The organism is Fluviicoccus sp., assembly GCF_030646115.1.
In the GTDB taxonomy this organism is placed as follows: Bacteria; Pseudomonadota; Gammaproteobacteria; order Pseudomonadales; family Moraxellaceae; genus Fluviicoccus.
In genome coordinates, this window is sequence record NZ_JAUSMX010000027.1 from 24116 (window position 1) to 38967 (window position 14852).

Consider the following 14852-nt stretch of genomic DNA (forward strand, 5'->3'; position numbering starts at 1 on the left):
GAACCGAATGTCCGTTCACAAATTCAGGACCACCATGACTGACGCTTCCCTGTCCCGCGCCGAGCGCAACAAGCAGCAATTGCGGGCCGAGATCATCCAGGCCGCTTTCGCCGAATTCTCCGCCCGGGGTTATCACCAGACCGGCATCGCCGACATTGCCAAACGGCTGGGCATCGGTCATGGCACCTTCTACCGCCACTTCGAAAACAAGCGCGACATCCTGGAGCATGTGATCAACGAGGTGTCGCGGCAGATCATGGACACGCTGGCGGCGGAGAACGCGCCAGGTGCGGCGGGGTCGCTGGCGGAGTATCGCGAGCAGTGCCGCCGCATCGGCAACCGCTTTGTGGCGGTGATGGCGGAAAACCCGGACATGATCCGCATGGTGCTGTTTGAGGCGACCTCGGTGGATGCAGAGATGACCGGGCGCATCATGATGCTGCAGGAATTCGGGGCGCGGATTACGGCGGAATATCTGGCGCACGGGGTGAAGCTGGGTTTTCTGCGGGCGGATCTGGATGCGGAGGCGACCAGTCATGCGGTGATCGGGATGTTGCTGGGGGGGGCGCTGCGGTTTTTGTACAGGCCGGATGATTTGGACGGAAGGCAGCGGTTGGTGGATGCGACGTTGGGGTTGTTGATTGATGGGGTGGCGAAGCAGGGGTGAGGGGGGCTTTTAATGTCGCTCTGTCACGGATTTTCCTCAGGAACAGCGGATTCGCAGGGCGCTGGGCTATGGCCAGGACACGCCGTTCTCCCCGGGGCCGCTGCTCTTCATGCCGCCCAAGGCTCTGCCTTGGCTGGAATTCATCATCGGTATCCGAATGGACGATAACGGATTCTTTGCCGGAACACGGCTGGGTATACGCAAGATGGGCGCCCACGCCAATCCACCGACCGGCATCAACTGGCAGTGAAGATGATGAAGCAGTTCCGCGACGAGACACAGGCGCGCAATCCGGGCTGACCGTTTGTCGGAAGCTGACGCATGATCATATTTATGGTTTGACAAGTATCGAAGCAAGGTCTGGTTTGATACTCATCGAATTGTACGATGATCAACCGGAGCACATCATGAAAAACCTGCAAGGCAAGACCGCGCTGGTCACCGGCGCTTCCAGCGGTATCGGTGAGGACATGGCGCGTGTTCTTGCCGCGAACGGAACCCACCTGATCCTGGTTGCCCGGCGCGCCGAGCGCCTGCAGGCGCTGGCGCAGGAACTGGCGGCCGCGCACGGCGTGCGCACCGACGTCATCGCCATGGACCTGGGTGCGCCGGGGGCGGCCGAGGTCCTGCATGCCCGGACGGAAGGCGCGGGGGTCGCGGTCGATATCCTCATCAACAACGCCGGATTCGGCATCAAAGGGCCTTTCCTGGATAAGCCGGTGGAGGCGCACCGGGACATGAACCGGCTGAACATGGAGACGCTGACCGAATTGTGCTGGCACTTCGGCCGCGACATGCGCGCGCGTCGCTCGGGCTGGATTCTCAATACGGCCTCGGTGGGCGGTTATATCCCGGTCCCGGAATTCTCGACCTATGCAGCGGGGAAAGCCTATGTGCTGTCCTTCGGGGAGGCGCTGTCGAACGAGCTGGCTTCTGATGGCATTACCGTGACGACCCTGTGTCCCGGCGGCACCTGGACGGAATTCATGTCGGTCACCGGACAGCAGGTTTCGGGCATCCAGAAGCTGGGCATGATGCCCGCGCGCAAGGTGGCCGAGGCGGGCCTGCGCGGCCTGTCGGCGGGCAGTCGCGTGGTGGTGCCGGGCTGGTTGAACCGTGTCTACGCTCCGACGTTGCGCGCCCTGCCGTCATCCCTGAAGACGGGCATCGCCCGGCTGGCCATGCAGTAATTCCCTGAGGCAGCGAACATGATCCAATCCATCCTGGTGGTCGGTGCCGGCGGCGACGCCACGGTGGTGGTGGTGCAGCCGGGGCCGGACGATCTGTGTCTGCCCCCTTTTCTTTACCTTTACCCGCTCGGGCAGTAGAAATTCGGGACAGAGCACGATTAACCACCGAATTTACGATCGTTGGGGTTGTTGATTTATGGGGTAGCGAGGTTGGGATGAGCGGGTTTCGCGGCAGAAAATACGGCGCATTTTTAATGCGCCCTACGATGGCTGTCATGCGATCACCCATTTACCGTTGGGAAAAGTCCCATGGTAACCGCAAGGGAAATGTCCACGCTCATACCAAGCGATACGCTGCCTTTGAAACTGATTTAGGTCTTCGGCCGCTTCTGAGGCTATGGCAACTAGAGTACGCAAGTCATCTGAAACCAGTGAGCATAGCTCCTCATTCCCCGTGACGTTCCAAGCAATTTTGTAGGCCTTTTCCGCAATTTCCTCTGCGAATTTCAACGACTGTGAATTGCACCGTTCTGCCTTGGCGTGGTCCTCAAGACACATTCGTTCATAGGCCTGCTCATACATCTCAATGAGAACCTCGTCAATCGACGCTACGAAGTGCGCATCTTCATATGCCACAGGCACACCAAAGTTCTTCAGAATATTGCTCTCGTTCACGACACATCTTCCAATGACAGCTAACTTTATTTGACACCAAATTCAGTGCCTGTATTTCCCCGGCATGTCGTCGAGTACGGTGCCATCGCCCTCAAAACACTACGCCCCAAAGGCTTTGTTGCAAAACTTGTATCGGATGACCCCTGCGGAAGTCAGATTACCCCTCACCCCGCACCATACTGATCACCTCAAATGGACACACCGCATAACACTTCGCACACCCCGTACAACCCACCGCATCATGCAGCACCGCCGTCTTCTTCCCCCACCCGTTTGGCCGCTCCGCCTCCAGCCACAGCACATGCGGCGGGCAGGCGGCAACACAGCGGCCGCAACCGGTACAGCGGTCAGTATCGATAACCGGCAGAGCAGGCGGCTTCATGGGCGGAAGAGACATCGAATCAAGCCGGAAAAGACCAATACCGGACAGTCTAAACGAGAAAACCGGGGATAGCCCCGGTTTTCCTGAACCACTTTACCGCCTTACGACACCACCGTCACCCCCCTCCCCACCCGCACATAATCCCCCACCCTGAACCCCCGCATCTGCTTCGCATACTGCGTCGCAAACCCCGGAAACATCGTCGCATTGAAGCCGTCTTCCGTCAGATACCAACTCTTGCAGCCCGAATTCCAGTTCGTCCCCGCCAGCCGCTTCTGCATATCCCGGTTGAACGCCGCCTGCACCCCCGGCCGCACATCCAGCTGCGCCAGATTACCGTCCAGGATCGCCTTCACCCCCTGCACCGTGTAATCAAACTGCGCTTCCATGTAGAACAGGTAGGAATTGTGCCCCGGCCCCGAGTTCGGCCCCGGCATCATGAACAGGTTGGGAAAGCCCGCCACGCTAATGCTCTTGTACGCCGACGCGCCGCGCTGCCATTGCGCGCCCAACTCCACCCCGCCCGCACCGTACACCGGGAACGGCGTACCCGCCTTGCCCACCTCGAAACCGGTGGCGAACACCACGCAGTCCACCGCATGCACCGCGCCCTCGGCCGTCTGGATACCCTCCTCCCGCAACTGCACAATCGGCCAGGTCACCAGCTTGGCGTTCGGCTGTTGCAGCGCGGGATACCAGTCGTTGGAGATCAGCACCCGCTTGCAGCCGATGCGGTAATCCGGCGTCAGCTGCCGCCGCAGCCAGCGGTCCGGTACCTGCCGGTGCAGGTGAGCCCGCGCCACGCTTTCCACCACCGACGACAGCGGCGAGCGCCAGATCAGCGCCGTCGCCATCACCTCATGCCCGTAGAACAAGGCCTCGCGCATCAGTTGCTGCGCCACCGGCAACCGGTGGAACAGGTGCTTGTGTGACTCCGGCGTGGCGAAGTCGGCGCGCGGCAGCACCCACGCCGGGGTGCGCTGGAATACCTTGACCTGTGCCGCCTGCTTCACCAGTTCCGGCACCAGCTGGATGGCACTGGCCCCGGTGCCGATCACCGCCACCCGCTTGCCCCGGAAGTCGTAGTCCGCGTCCCAGCGCGCGCTGTGGATCTTCTTGCCACCAAATGTCTCGATGCCGGGAATGGCCGGATAGCTGGCATTGGCCAGCGGCCCCGACGCCATCACCAGCGCCCGCGCCCGGAAGCTGCCGTGGTCGGTGGTGTCCACCCGCCAGTGGTCGTCCTGGAAATGCACGGCGGTGACGTTGTGGCCGAAACGCACGTAGCGCAGCAGGTCCAGCCGTTCGGCGGTGTGGCGGATGTAGTCATGGATTTCCGGCGCGGAGGGATAACTGCGCGACCAGTCCGGATTGGGCGCGAAGGACCAGGAATAGAGGTTGGACGGAATGTCGCAGGCCGCGCCGGGATAGCGGTTGTCGCGCCAGGTGCCGCCGACATCCTGCGCCCGTTCGAGGATGACAATGTCGCGCACCCCCGCTTCGCGCAGGCGGTGGGTAACGCCCAGCCCGGAAAACCCGGCGCCGATCACCAGCACCTCATGCACGGCGGTATCCGTCAGGCGGGTCGTGTCGGGACTTTTTTCATGGATGGTCATGGTCTGTTTCCTCACACGATCGGACTCGGATTGAGTTCCTTCACCCAGCTGGGCACCGTTGGCATCCAGGTTTCGGGAATGTGATTGGTCGCCTCCACCAGGGCATCGACCGGCGCGTGATACCAGCGGTTGCGGCGGTTCACCATCACCTTGCCGTGGGCGCTGATGAAGTGGAACCAAGGATTGCGGCGGCCGTCTTCGGTCCGTCCGCCGATCTTCTCGAAGCGGTTGATGGCGGCGTAGAGCTTGTCTTCCGGCAGCCCCAGCTTCACCAGGTTGTCGCGCATGCGGTTGAGCAGCGGGAAGTAAGCGAGGACGCCCAGCAGCATTCTCGGGTCGACCATGGTGCCGGTGAAACGCAGCAGCTGGCTGAATAGCGGCGAGCGGCCCTGCAGTTCCAGCACGGTGAATCCGACGCCCAGATGCCGCGCCTCGTCATCATTGATGCGGGCGAAGACGTCATGACAGAGCGGGTCATCAACGGTGTCGAGCAGAAACTTGCACAGTGCGCCGTCCAGCGCCACTTCCAGCATCGGGATCACCGAGCCCAGCGCGTTCAGCGGCATGTCGTCGGCGTAGCGGTCCAGCCATTCGATGGCGAGGCGGATGTTGACGTTCGGCATCGGCAGCTGGTCGCCGTCCAGCATGCCCCAGCGTTTCATCAGCGCCATTTCGGCATTGGCGTGACGCTGCTCCTCGGCATGAAAGTAGGTGTAGATCTCGCGCAGGGTGTCGTTGGGCGCGATCTTGGCCAGCGCCGCAAAGCCGCGCGCGCCGATGTGTTCAATCCACACCAGGTCGGCCATGAAGGCTTTCAGTTTCGGCCATTGTTCGGCGGTGATGCGTTCAGCGCCGGGGCGGTTCCAGTCGAATTCATCCAGCGCCCATTGCGTGGCGCGGATCTTGGTCAGCATCTGGTTCAGGTCAATCGTCGCCATGACGGTTCTCCGGTGACGAGGTGGAAAGGGGGTCAGGCCTTGAGGGCATAGCGGGCGATCAGGCCCGCGCCGAAACGGTAGCTGTCCGGCATCAGCCGCTTGAAACGCCAGATCATGCGGGCATCGAGTTGCGGCATCACATACAGGCGGCCGCAATCGAGTGCATCCAGGGCTTCACGCACCACCCGTTCCGGCGACATGCCGCGGTTGATCAGCTTGCCCGCCAGCCCGGAGGCGTTGGCGGCAATGCGCCCGCCCTGCACGATGTTGGTCTTCACCCAGGTGGGACACAGCGCGGTGACGGCGACGCCGGTGCCCGCCAGTTCGGCCGCCAGCGTTTCCGACAGCGCCAACGCGGCGGCCTTGGAGACGTTGTAGGGCGACATGCCCGGCGCGGCGGCGAAGCTGGCGGTGGAACAGACATTGATGATGCCGCCCTGCCCCAGCGCCCGCAGTTTCGGCGCGAAGACATGGCAGCCGTGCACCACGCCCCACAGGTTGATGCCCAGCGCCCACTGCCAGTCGGCCAGCGGAATCTCGCCCACCGGCTTGCCGCCGACGCCGACCCCGGCGTTGTTCACCACCAGCGTCACCGGACCGCCCAGCCAGGCTTCGGCTTCGGCGGCCAGGCTTTCCACCTCGGCGATCTGCGCCACATCGGTTTTTACCGCCAGCGCCTCGCCGCCCTTGGCCCGGATCAGCTGCACGGTTTCCTGTGCGGTATGGAGGTTGATGTCGGAGCAGATGACGCGGCCGCCGCGCGCGGCGAGTTCCAGCGCAAAGGCGCGGCCGATGCCGCTGCCCGCGCCGGTAACGACGGCGCTGCTGTGGCGGGAGGGGTGTTTGGCTGTCATGGTGGACACTCTCGGAAAGCTTGTGCGCCGGGGCGCTTGACGGGATGACCGGATAAGCGCACTGTAATCCGAGGATTTACTCGGATACAACTCGGATAGCCGTCATGAACAAGCGCCCCCCGCGTCAACCCCGCCAGGAACGGGCCAAGGCCACCGTCGAGGCCATTGTCGAAGCCGCTTTCAGCGTGGTGGCGGAACGCGGCCTGCAAAACACCACGGCGCAGCACATTGCCGACAAGGCCGGGGTGGGCATCGGTTCGTTCTATGAGTATTTTCCGAACAAGGAGGCGGTGTTCGAGGAGCTTTTCCGGCGCTTGCGCGACGACACGGTGCAGATCATCCGCGAGCTGACCCCGGCAATGGTGAAGCTGCCGGTGCGGGAGGCGATCCGGGTGATGCTGATGCGGGTGGGCGACATGCTGCGGCGGGAGGACGGCAAATACCTGCGCTGCGCCCGGCACGCCATGCGCTCGGATATCGCCATCGACCGCGAGCCGATTGAACGGGAATTACGGGATCTGGCGCTGCAATACCTGTTGCAGCATCCGGAATACCTGAAGACGAAAAGCAATCCGTCGATCAGTATCTACATCTTCATCCACGGCGGCATGCATGCCTTCATCCATCACATGAACGAGCGCAATCCGGTGATCAGCTTTGAGGAGCTGATTGACGGGCTGGCGAACATGATTGGGCATTATCTGGAGCGGGAGATGCAGATGGTGGAAACGGCCGATATCAGCCGAGGGAACGACGCGTAGTGGCGCAAGCGCCCGCTCCCCCCGGACACTACCCGCTTTACCTGACATGAATGCAGCCGTAGCAGCGCCAAGTCTGCTGCCCGGAGATATGGTGTGTTCGTCCGAGAGGGCGCAAGCGTTGCGCCCTTACGATGGGATGGCAAAGAACGCTTAAATGCTATTACAAACATGCCCCCCATCCACCGTTATCACCGCCCCGGTCATGAACCGCCCCGCGTCCGACAACAACAGCAGCAACGGCCCCGCCAACTCCTCCGGCTGCCCCAGCCGCCGCTGCGGAATGCGTTTCAGCATCTGCTTGCCCGGCTCCGTCTCCCAGAAATCACGGTTCATGTCGGTGGCGATGTAGCCCGGCGCCAGCGCATTCACCCGGACCTGATGCCGCGCCAGCTCCAACGCCAGCGACTTGGTCAGGTGGATCACCCCCGCCTTCGCCGCACAATACGGCGACACCGATGCCGTCACCCGCTGGCCCAGGATGGACGCGATATTCACCACGCTGCCCGGCAGCCCCGCCGCGATCAGGCGTGTCACCAGCTCCCGCGTCACCAGATACGTCCCCTTCAGGCTGGTGTCCACCACCCCGTCCCATTCCTCTTCTTCCAGGTTCACAAACATACTGCGGCCGGACCACCCGGCATTGTTCACCAGTAACTGCACCGACCGACCGCCCAGCGCCGTTTCCGCGTCGGCAAAGGCCTGCACCACCGACGCCTTGTCCGTCACATCCATCGCCACCGCATGCGCTTTCAGGCCCTGCGCACGCAGAGCAGCGACTTCAGCCTGCAAAGTTTCCAGCCGACGCGCCGCCAGCACCACCTCGGCCCCGGCCTGCGCCAGCAACTGCGCGAAATAGAGGCCCAGACCGCCGGACGCACCGGTCACCAAGGCCACCTGGCCGTCCAGCCGCAGGGAGGGAAGTTGCATGATCATGGAGTTACCTCGGGTGGGGCGGAAAGGTGCAGGGACATTAATGTGAAAGTACATTCACATTCAATTCGTATTGCTGTGTAACCCCCTCTCCCCCTGTGGGAGAGGGTCGGGGAGAGGGGTGCGGAAAGCGGCCTGAACACACCGGCAGTTCCGTGGCCACCGCCGTACCCCTCTCCCTAGCCCTCTCCCACAGGGGGAGAGGGAATGGACATCAGGCGCATATGTGGCATTATCCAGCCACCCCTGATCCCGGACACCTGCCATGCTGGTCGCCACCGCCTACCTGCGCCTGCTGCTGAAAACCTTGTCGCTGGACGAGGCAGATCAGGCCGCGCTGTTGTCCGGCAGCGGTATCGCCCCCGACGACCTGTTCAGCCTGAACAGCCACCTGTCGCTGGACGGCCACCTCGACCTGCTGCGCAAGATCATGGAACTGCGCCCCGAACCCGGCTTCGCGCTGCGCGTCGGCCAGCAACTGCACATCGCCACCCACGGCCCCATCGGTGTAGCCGCCTATACCAGCTCCACGCTGGGCGAGGCGTTGTCGACCATTGCGCGCTTCTACAGCATCCGCGGCCAGTTCATTGACATCGGCCTGCACAGCGACGGCGAATGCCTCAGTTTCAGCCTGCGCCTGCGCAGCGCCTTCGACGACACCGGCCTGTTCCTGGTCGAGGCCTTCCTCGCCAGCGCCCAGACCGGCATCGAGTTCATTACCGGCGGGCCGCTGCGGGAGGGGCGACTGGACATCGGCTACCCGGCCCCGGCACATGCCTCGCTCTACCACGAACACTTCCACATGCCGGTGCGCTTCGATTGCGCGGAAACAGCGCTGGTGCTGCCGATCCGGCTGTTGCAGACGCCCTCGCTGCATGCCGACCCGGTGGCGAAGCTGCAGGCCGAGCAGCAGTGCGAGCAGCAGTTCCAGGACTTGCAGCAGGCCCCGCGCGCGGTCAGCACCCGCATTGTCACCCTGCTGCGCGCCAATCCCGGCCGCCTGTGGACGCTGCCGGAAGTGGCGGAGGCGTTGAACCTGTCGGCGCGGACGCTGATGCGGCGGCTGAAGGAAGAAGGCCAGACGTATCAGGCGCTGCATGACGCCGAACTGCATCGTCAGGCGTGCATCCATTTGCAGGACAAACGCCATACCGGCGAATCACTAGCACTGGCGCTGGGCTACAGCGACCCCTCCGGTTTCCGCCGCGCCTTCCAGCGCTGGTTCGGCATGTCGGTGCGGGAATATCTGGAGTCAGGACAATCCCGGGCCGGGACTGCCGGGTAGCGGCGGTTCAGACGGGTTCTTTTCCTGTTCGGCTTTATGCTTTTCATGCAGCCACTTGTTAATCTGCTGTTGTTCCAGCTCCGCCTGGCGCTTGGCCTCGACCTGTTCGGGCGTGCTGTGGTCATAGGTGATGGTGTCATGGACCTTGACCGAGTCCGGCTCGCCGCGCACGCTTTTCAGCTTGATGTTCAGCCGCAACTCGTTGGGTGAATCGGCGTTACGCAGCGCTTCCTCGTAGGCAATCAGTTCCTCGTTGTAAAGCTCGAACAGCGCCCAGTCGAAGGTGCGCATGCCCAGCTCGCGTGAGCGTTCCATGATGGGCCGGATTTCATGGAACCGGCCGTGGAAGACATGCTCGGAAATGATCTGGGTATTGAGCATGATTTCGAAAGCGCCGCGCCTGCCATGGCCGTCCTGGGTACGGACCAGCCGTTGCGCCACAATGGCGTTGAGGTTGGCGGACAAGTCCATCAGCAACTGGTTGCGTCGTTCTTCCGGGAAGAAGTTGACGATGCGGTCGAAGGTCTGGTTGGTGTTGTTGGCATGCAGGGTGCCCAGGCACAGGTGCCCGGTCTCGGCGAAGGTGATGGCGTGCTCCATGGTTTCCTTGTCGCGGATTTCGCCGATCAGGATCACGTCCGGGGCCTGGCGCAGTGTGTTCTTCAAGGCATGGAACCAGCTGCGGGTGTCCACCCCGACTTCGCGATGGGTAATGATGGACATCTTCGGCATGTGCACATATTCCACCGGGTCTTCCACGGTGATGATATGCCCGGCGCTGTTGCTGTTGCGGTGATCAATCATGGCCGCCAGCGAGGTGGACTTGCCCGAGCCGGTACCGCCAACTACCAGCACCAGCCCCCGCTTGGCCATGATGATGTCCTTCAGCACTTTCGGCAGCGACAACTGCTCGAAGGTGGGAATGGTGGCGGAAATGGTGCGGCAGACCATGCTCACCGTCTGCTGCTGGATCATGACATTGATGCGGAAGCGCGACACATTGGGCACGCTGATGGCAAAGTTGCACTCCATTTCCCGGTCGAACTCCAGCCGCTGCTGTTCGTTCATGATGGAATAGGCCAGCTGGCGGGTCATTTCCGGTTGCAGCTTCTGGCTGCCGATGGCTTTGACCTCACCATGCACCTTCATGCTGGGCGGCGAGTTGCAGGAAATGAACAGGTCCGAGCCCCCCGCCTGATTCATGTGGGTCAGCAGGTGGATCAACAGGTCGTGTGCCTGGTCATCGCTCAACGGCGTCATGTTTGGTGTCCTTATTTCCGGCGGCATTTGCCGCCCGGTCCTTCGTGATCTGACTATCCGACAATATAGGCCAAAAGCGAAAGCCATTCTGCCCACGAAGTCCGCAACGTGACAATAATGCCGGATTGGCAGCATAGTCCCGGGGGTTGGCAGGAATGTCCCTAGTGACCAAGCAGCATCCCCGTGATCATGAAACGCTCAATTGACCCGGAGCAGCCTGCCATGACCCTGGAACTCCCCCTGCAACACGACAACGATAACCCGGAGTTGCTGAAGCAACTGCACGTCAAGCCGCCCATCTCCTGGCCGGTGGTGGGCATTCTGGCCGTCGCCCTGCCGCTGGCGCTGTTCCTGATTGTGGCGGTGACGCTGGAGTGGATAAATCCCTGGCTGGCCGCCATTCCCGGTTCGCTGATCGGCTTCTACCTGTTTACGCCCATCCATGAGGCGGTGCACCGCTCGGCGTCGAACAAGGAATCCGTCAACAACCTGATTGCCATGCTGACCATCAACCTGCTGCTGCCTTATGTCTCGCACAAGCTGCTGCGCTGGGGCCACATGCAGCACCACCGCTTCACCAACGAAATAGGCAAGGACCCCGACCGCATGCTCACCAACCACTGGTACGGTGCGCTGGTCTTGTGGCCCTTCTTCGAGCTGTTCTATCTGCCGCAATATTTCAAGGTCGCCGCCCAGCGCCCTAAAAGTGAAGTGCAGCAGGTCATCTGGCAGATTCCCTTCGGCCTGGCGTTGCTGGGGTTGCTGTTCTGGTTCTGCGGCTGGAAGCTGTTCCTGTTCTGGTTCGTGTCGTCCCGCGTGGGGCTGTGGCTGATTGTGTTTGTCTTCGTCTATCTGCCGCACCACCCGCACGACACCCTGCAGAAGGACGACATCTATGGCGCGTCCTCGATGCGGGAAGGCAACGACTGGCTGCTGACGATCCTGATGGCCGGGCAAAACCGCCATCTGGTGCATCACCTGTACCCGACCGTGCCGTTTTACCGGATGAAACAGGCCTGGGAAGCGCGTCAGGCGTTTCATGAATCACACAACCCGGCGCGGGTGCGGGCCTTTGCGCTGGAACCCGTGCGGCAAGGCCGACAGGAAACGGCCCCGCCCCATTCTGCCTAAGGAAAGACCGCTTCATCATGACAAGAACAACAACACGGCAGCTGCAGGCCGCCATGCTGGCGATGACCCTCTGTTTCGGTATCACCGGCCATGCTCAGGACGGGAACGAGGATTGGCGCGAGTTGCAGGACTCTGCACGCAGCCATGACTGGGTGCAGATCCGCGAGGACAAACTGCGCAACATCCGCATCTTCAGCAAGCTGGAAGAAAACAGCCGCATCCGCTCCATGAAAGCGGATGCGGAACTCAACGTTTCCCCCGAAAAAATCCTCCGGACGCTGATGGATTTTCCCGGCTATACCGAGTGGCTGTGGAACCTGAAGGATATCCGCGTGCTGCGGCAGGTTTCCGCCAACGAGTTCTTCATCCATTGCACCTTCCAGACACCGGGCGGCTTTCCGGACCGTGATGTGGTGCTGAATGTCGACATCCAGACCACGGCTGACAAACACCAGACGGTCATCCAGGGCGTGAATTCCCCGGAGTTCCTGGCCCCGGTGAAAGGGGTGGTGCGCATTCCGGACATGAAGCTGACGATCCGCATTGAGGAGGCGGGTGACCGCAAGAGCCGCTTCAGCAGTGAACTGCGGGTGGACCCCGGCGGACAGGTGCCGCTGTGGGCAGCCAATTTTGTGCAGCGCCGGGCGCCCTATGCCACCATGCTGGGCTTGATCCGCCAGCTGGAACGGTAACGTCCGGCCTCAGCCCGGCTCCACCGGCACGCAGATCTCGCAGCTCATTTCGCCGGTTTGCGGATTGAACAGGGAGTCTTCCGGCACATACTCATACGGCGGTGATCCGGCATGGCGGAAGCCGCTGGCCGGCAACCATACCTCCAGCAGTTGATGCCACACTGCACCGATCTGTGATGGATGACCCTGAAAACGGGTGACGGCGTACAGGCCGCCCGGCAGCACGGTCAGGTGCGCATCGCCGGTCGGGGTGTAGCCCAGCGGCGCTTCCACCCCGGCGTCATAACGGCATTGATCCGGCGGCATTACCCCCGGATTGTCCAGGCTGACGCCGTAACGCGCCCGGCCCAGCATGCCTTCCTCGCGCAGCCAGGCATAAACCGTGTTGCGCCAGAAGGGCTCAATGCCTGCGCCATAGGGTCCGGTGTAGCGCAGGCAGGCAATGGTGACCGACGCGCGCTCCAATACTTCGACAATCATCAAATTCTCCCGACGAACGGCGGGCGTCACCCTTGCAACGCCACCCATGCAGCCTCATTACCCTTTTCAATACCACAGCCATTCCCGCCGAGGAAGAGCCTGCCGACCGCAGGCCGCCCTGCCCCATGAAAATCCGTCCCGTCCTGATCCTGTTTTTGTCGTTGCTGGTGCTGCTGCACAGCTACATCGGCCTGCGCCTGCTGCCGTGGCTGCCCTTCCCCGCCCAACTGCTGGGCGGGCTGATGCTGGCCACCTCCTGCCTGCTGATGCCGATGGTGCCGCGTTTCTGGCGCACCGACCACCCGTTGCTGATCTGGCTGTCGACGTTGTCGATGGGCTTCTTTTCATGGGTGCTGGTGCTGACCGTGTTGCGGGATGCGGCGCTGGGCCTGTCCGGGCTGTTCACGGCGATTCCGGAAGCCGTGGTGCGCGACAGCGCCATCGCCGTGGCGGGGCTGTCGGTGGTGATCACCTTGATGGGGCTGGTGTTTGCCCGGCGCACGGCGAAGGTGGTGGACGTGGACATCCCGGTGGCGGACCTGCCGCCGGAACTGGACGGCTTCACCATTGTCCAGATCAGCGACATTCATGTGGGGCCGACCATCAAGGGCAACTACCTGGAAGCCATTGTGGCGCGGGTGAACAGCCTGGAGGCGGACATGGTGGCCATAACCGGCGACCTGGTGGACGGCAGCGTCGAGGACCTGTCGGCGCACACGGCCTCGCTGGCGGATATCAACGCACGGCACGGCACCTTCTTCGTTACCGGCAACCACGAGTATTACTCGGGCGCGCATGCCTGGGTGGTGGAACTGCGGCGGCTGGGGGTGACGGTGCTGATCAACGAACATGTGGCGCTGGACCACGACGGGCATCCTGTCACAGTGGCCGGGGTGACGGACTATTCTGCGCACCTGTTCCACGAATCGCACCGCAGTGATCCGCACGGGGCCATGGCGGGTGCGCCGGAAAAAGGCCCGAAGCTGTTGCTGGCGCACCAGCCGCGCTCGGCGCATGCAGCAGAAGCGGCTGGCTTTGACGTGCAGTTGTCGGGGCATACCCATGGCGGGCAGTTCTGGCCGTGGAATTTGTTTGTGCCGTTGCAGCAGCCGTTTGTGGCGGGGTTGAAGCAGTTGGGCGGCTTGTGGGTCTACACCAGTCGGGGCACCGGCTATTGGGGGCCGCCAATGCGGTTTGGCGCGCCGTCGGAGATTACGCGGGTGAGGTTGCGGCGGGCCTAATGGCCGGTTCCATGGGAAAGCGGCTTGCCCTGCATGCCGGTCTGCGGCGATGATGCCGGGGCGCGGCCGCGACTTCGCCTTCGGCCTGCTGAAGCGGGCGCACTGATCCGGTAATTCCCCCGACAAGGAGACCCCTCATGCACAAGAACCGCCTGGAAGCCTTCACCGACGGCGTGCTGGCCATCGTCATCACCATCATGGTGCTGGAAATCAAGGTGCCGCACGGCGAGACGCTGGATGTTCTGTTGCCGTTATGGCCGAAGTTCATCAGCTATGCGCTGAGCTTCCTCTACGTGGGCATCTACTGGAACAACCATCACCACACCATGCAGGCGGTGAAGTCGGTGAACGGCGGCATCCTGTGGAGCAACCTGCACCTGTTGTTCTGGCTGTCCTTGCTGCCCTTCTCCACCGGCTGGATGGGCGAGAACCATTTCGCGACGATGCCGACGGTGCTGTACGGGGTGAACCTGCTGCTTTGTGCGTTGGCCTATTACCTGTGGACGCGCAGCCTGGTCTGGCATCACGGCCCGGACTCAGCGCTGGCGGAAGCCTTTGGCCGCGACCTGAAGGGTAAAATGTCGCTGGGGCTGTATGCGCTGGGCATCGGGCTGAGCCTGTGGAACAGCAGCGCCGGGTTTGCGGTGTTTACGGGGGTGGCGCTGATGTGGCTGGTGCCGGACCGGCGGATGCATAAGGCGCTGGCGCAGGGGTGAATGCCCGCATGGCTCGGTTCCTGTAGGTCGGGCT

At 62.5% G+C, this 14852-nt stretch carries 16 protein-coding genes and 1 pseudogene; 9 read left to right on the top strand and 8 right to left on the bottom strand.

Going from position 1 to position 14852, the window contains the following annotated elements:
• Positions 1–34 precede the first annotated feature (34 nt).
• The 3 genes from Q7T36_RS15860 to Q7T36_RS15870 all read left to right on the top strand — a co-directional run bounded on the left by Q7T36_RS15860 (position 35) and on the right by Q7T36_RS15870 (position 1857).
• Complete coding sequence (locus Q7T36_RS15860) at positions 35–667, top strand: TetR/AcrR family transcriptional regulator (RefSeq protein ID WP_304850876.1); 633 nt, start codon at positions 35–37, stop codon at positions 665–667.
• 109 nt (positions 668–776) lie between these two features.
• Complete coding sequence (locus Q7T36_RS15865) at positions 777–917, top strand: hypothetical protein (RefSeq protein WP_304850878.1); 141 nt, start codon at positions 777–779, stop codon at positions 915–917.
• A 157-nt stretch (positions 918–1074) separates the two neighbouring features.
• Positions 1075–1857: an SDR family oxidoreductase gene (locus Q7T36_RS15870; protein WP_304850881.1), complete on the top strand. Its 783-nt coding sequence runs from the start codon at positions 1075–1077 to the stop codon at positions 1855–1857.
• Between the two features lie 273 nt (positions 1858–2130).
• Here the strand turns inward: Q7T36_RS15870 and Q7T36_RS15875 are convergent, their stop codons facing one another.
• The 5 genes from Q7T36_RS15875 to Q7T36_RS15895 all read right to left on the bottom strand — a co-directional run bounded on the left by Q7T36_RS15875 (position 2131) and on the right by Q7T36_RS15895 (position 6322).
• Positions 2131–2532: a hypothetical protein gene (locus Q7T36_RS15875; RefSeq protein ID WP_304850884.1), complete on the bottom strand. Its 402-nt coding sequence runs from the start codon at positions 2530–2532 to the stop codon at positions 2131–2133.
• 157 nt (positions 2533–2689) lie between these two features.
• Positions 2690–2914: an ATP-binding protein gene (locus Q7T36_RS15880; RefSeq protein ID WP_304850887.1), complete on the bottom strand. Its 225-nt coding sequence runs from the start codon at positions 2912–2914 to the stop codon at positions 2690–2692.
• A 101-nt stretch (positions 2915–3015) separates the two neighbouring features.
• A complete protein-coding gene (locus tag Q7T36_RS15885; RefSeq protein ID WP_304850890.1) occupies positions 3016–4530 on the bottom strand; it encodes an NAD(P)/FAD-dependent oxidoreductase in 1515 nt (504 codons plus the stop codon).
• A gap of 11 nt (positions 4531–4541) precedes the next feature.
• The gene (locus tag Q7T36_RS15890; RefSeq protein WP_304850893.1) at positions 4542–5468 is read right to left on the bottom strand and encodes a ferritin-like domain-containing protein; all 927 of its coding nucleotides are present in this window, start codon (positions 5466–5468) and stop codon (positions 4542–4544) included.
• A gap of 32 nt (positions 5469–5500) precedes the next feature.
• Positions 5501–6322 (bottom strand): SDR family oxidoreductase, encoded by an 822-nt coding sequence (locus tag Q7T36_RS15895; protein WP_304850896.1) that lies wholly within the window; start codon positions 6320–6322, stop codon positions 5501–5503.
• A gap of 104 nt (positions 6323–6426) precedes the next feature.
• Here Q7T36_RS15895 and Q7T36_RS15900 point away from each other — a divergent pair, with 104 nt between their 5' ends.
• Positions 6427–7083 (top strand): TetR/AcrR family transcriptional regulator, encoded by a 657-nt coding sequence (locus Q7T36_RS15900; protein WP_304850899.1) that lies wholly within the window; start codon positions 6427–6429, stop codon positions 7081–7083.
• Positions 7084–7233: 150 nt separating this feature from the next.
• Here the strand turns inward: Q7T36_RS15900 and Q7T36_RS15905 are convergent, their stop codons facing one another.
• Positions 7234–8016 (bottom strand): SDR family NAD(P)-dependent oxidoreductase, encoded by a 783-nt coding sequence (locus Q7T36_RS15905; protein ID WP_304850902.1) that lies wholly within the window; start codon positions 8014–8016, stop codon positions 7234–7236.
• Positions 8017–8278: 262 nt separating this feature from the next.
• On the opposite strand from Q7T36_RS15905, the gene Q7T36_RS15910 reads away from it, so the two are divergent.
• The gene (locus Q7T36_RS15910) at positions 8279–9298 is read left to right on the top strand and encodes an AraC family transcriptional regulator (protein WP_304850904.1); all 1020 of its coding nucleotides are present in this window, start codon (positions 8279–8281) and stop codon (positions 9296–9298) included.
• Between the two features lie 161 nt (positions 9299–9459).
• On the opposite strand, the pseudogene Q7T36_RS15915 reads toward Q7T36_RS15910, so the two are convergent.
• Positions 9460–10501 (bottom strand): annotated as a pseudogene (locus tag Q7T36_RS15915) (PilT/PilU family type 4a pilus ATPase); the annotation flags it as partial.
• A gap of 279 nt (positions 10502–10780) precedes the next feature.
• On the opposite strand from Q7T36_RS15915, the gene Q7T36_RS15920 reads away from it, so the two are divergent.
• The gene (locus tag Q7T36_RS15920) at positions 10781–11689 is read left to right on the top strand and encodes a fatty acid desaturase (RefSeq protein ID WP_304850907.1); all 909 of its coding nucleotides are present in this window, start codon (positions 10781–10783) and stop codon (positions 11687–11689) included.
• A gap of 17 nt (positions 11690–11706) precedes the next feature.
• Entirely contained in the window at positions 11707–12381 is a 675-nt protein-coding gene (locus Q7T36_RS15925; RefSeq protein WP_304850910.1) for an START domain-containing protein, read from the top strand.
• Positions 12382–12390: 9 nt separating this feature from the next.
• Here Q7T36_RS15925 and Q7T36_RS15930 read toward each other — a convergent pair whose 3' ends face one another.
• Positions 12391–12861, bottom strand: coding sequence for a GyrI-like domain-containing protein (locus Q7T36_RS15930; protein ID WP_304850913.1), 471 nt, complete (start codon positions 12859–12861; stop codon positions 12391–12393).
• Between the two features lie 125 nt (positions 12862–12986).
• Between Q7T36_RS15930 and Q7T36_RS15935 the strand changes: the two genes are divergently transcribed.
• Together Q7T36_RS15935 and Q7T36_RS15940 are read left to right on the top strand one after the other, a co-directional pair.
• On the top strand, positions 12987–14102 hold the full coding sequence (locus Q7T36_RS15935; RefSeq protein ID WP_304850916.1) for a metallophosphoesterase: 1116 nt from the start codon (positions 12987–12989) through the stop codon (positions 14100–14102).
• Between the two features lie 137 nt (positions 14103–14239).
• Positions 14240–14818: a TMEM175 family protein gene (locus Q7T36_RS15940; protein WP_304850919.1), complete on the top strand. Its 579-nt coding sequence runs from the start codon at positions 14240–14242 to the stop codon at positions 14816–14818.
• Positions 14819–14852 lie beyond the last annotated feature (34 nt).